2 protein-coding genes are annotated in these 2,159 nt (G+C 74.9%); one reads left to right on the top strand and one right to left on the bottom strand.

Translation table 11 applies throughout. From position 1 onward, the window contains the following. Window positions 1-153 precede the first annotated feature (153 nt). Complete coding sequence (locus ACFE67_RS14925) at window positions 154-318, top strand: hypothetical protein (protein ID WP_375407656.1); 165 nt, start codon at window positions 154-156, stop codon at window positions 316-318. A 7-nt stretch (window positions 319-325) separates the two neighbouring features. Here ACFE67_RS14925 and ACFE67_RS14920 read toward each other — a convergent pair. Beyond that, on the bottom strand, window positions 326-2,159 hold a 1,834-nt coding region (locus ACFE67_RS14920; protein ID WP_375407655.1), incomplete at its 5' end, for a LuxR C-terminal-related transcriptional regulator.

Genomic DNA, 2,159 nt, shown 5'->3' with positions numbered 1-2,159 from the left:
CCCGCCCTGCGCCGCCCCGCGCCCGCCCCCACCCCGCTGATCGAGGTGCGAGCGAAGCGAGCCTCGAGATCACGCCCTGCGCCCCCCGGAATGGGGATGCCGCTGCAACCGCCCATTCGCGAGGCTCGATCACAACCTTGGGGGAGGTTCCAGATGGTCCTGTCGATCGTGTTCGCCGTCCTCGGCGCATGGCTGCTGGTCTCGGTGCTGCTCGCGTTCGTGATCGGCCGCGCCATCGCGCTCGGTGACCGCGACCACAAGCGCAAGGTCGCCTACCGCTCCACCTCCACGCCGCTCCGCGCCCGCGCCGCGTCCTGACCGGACGCTAGACGCCGTCGTCCAGCAGCCCCGCGAGTTCCGCCCGGCGGTGCACGCCGAGCTTCGTGAACGCCCGCGACAAGTGCGTCTGCGCCGTCCGCACCGAGATCCCGAGCGCATCAGCCACACCGCGATCCGGCAGCCCGCGCGCCGCGAGCGACACCACCTCACGCTCCCGTGACGTCAACGCGGTGCCCGATCCGGCGCCGGCGAACCGGCGGCGCAGCCCCGGCGCCTCCGCCGTCCACATCGCGAGCCGTTCGGCGGCCGCCGTCGTCGGCAGCTCCCGCTCGCTGCGGAGGCGGATCGAGCTCGCGACCGTCTCGACGGCGTAGGAGCGCAGCCCGACCGACCAGTACCGGCGGGCGACCGAGTCGAGTGCGCCGAGGTCGCCGTCCCGCAGCGCCCTCGCGTGGTCCTGCTGCAGCCCGCGCGCGACGCCAGGAAGCGGATGCAGCGCGAGCAGCGCGTCGGGCGCGGCCGGATCGCCGAAGCGCATCGCGGTGAACAGCGCGTCCCACTGCTCCACCGCGGCGCTGTGCTCGGCGGCACGATCGGCGACCGCCCGCGCGACCGACACCGCGCCCCGGAGGTCGCCCCTCGCCGCCTGCAGCTCCGCCTCGGCCAGCCGGATCCGCCCGAGCTGCGAGGCGCTGACCGCACCCTCCGCCGCACGGGCCAGCGCCGCCTCCGCGCCGTCGAGGTCGCCCGCCGCGACCAGCGCGATCGCCAGGTCCGCGATGATGATCGGCAGCCAGCTGTCCCGCCAGATGCCGGGCAGCCCCTCCGCCTCCCGCAGCAGGTGCACCGCGATGTCGACGTCGCCCTCGAGCGTACGGATCACGCCCAGGAGGTGGGCGAACGGGGTGCGCACGGCGTGCATCTCGGTCTCGAGCATGCGGTCGTAGTTGCGCTCCGCGATCGGCGCGGCCGTCGGCAGGTCGAGGCACACCGTGGCGGGGGCGCGCGCGGTCATCCAGTCGAGCACCACGGGGCCCTCGGGGATCCGGTCGACCGTCTGCAGGGCGGGACTGCGCAGCGCGTCGATCACCTGCAGCGCGCTCCACAGGTCGCCGAGGTCGATCAGCGCCAGCACCTCGTTGATGCCGGCGAAGACGGACGCGAACCCGACGGGCCCCTTCCGCAGTGCCGTGGCCTCGCGCAGCGCGACCACGTACTCCATCTCCGCGCGCAGCAACCCGCTGCGGACGGCGAGCAGGTCCGGCTGGGCGCCGTGCGCGAGCAGGTGCGCGTCCAGGACGGCGATGGCCTGGGAGGCGTGCCGGGAGCCGAACCCGGCGACCAGCGCGAGCACCTTCGCGATCTCGTCGGACGAGTGGCTGTCCCCGCTCGCCGCGGCGGTGGTGCCGAGCAGCTGCTCGGCCTCGTCGAGCCGGTTGGTGCGCTTCAGCTGTTCGGCCAGCACGACCTCGGCGGCTGCCCCGCCGCCTGAGGCGACCGCGTGGCGGAGGAACCGCTCGGACAGCTCGGGGGCGGCGAGGGAGGTGAGGGAGCCGAGCTCGAGCGCTGTCGCGGGGGGCAGGTCCTCGCCGAGTTCGAGCCGCCACTCGCCCTCCGCGATGCGCTCGCGGTCGGTCAGCGGCCGCCCGACCTCGCTCGTGGCGGCGAGCAGGCGGCGCACGGTCGATCGGCGCTGTCGCGGCCCGGCCGCCTCCAGCACCCCCTCCGTCTGGGCCGAGCGCCGCATCCGGGTCGCGTGGAAGCGGTCGTCGTGGACGGTCCAGCCGACGCGGGTCATTCGGTCGGCGACGGTGTCGGAGCAGAGTCGCTCGGCGATGTCGTCGGCGATCTCGTCGGCGACCGCGACGGCGCACAGCCAG

The organism is uncultured Amnibacterium sp., assembly GCF_964244015.1.
Lineage (GTDB): Bacteria > Actinomycetota > Actinomycetes > Actinomycetales > Microbacteriaceae > Amnibacterium.
The sequence above is the reverse complement of the archived record's forward strand: the minus strand, read 5'-3'. Positions and strand labels throughout refer to the sequence as shown.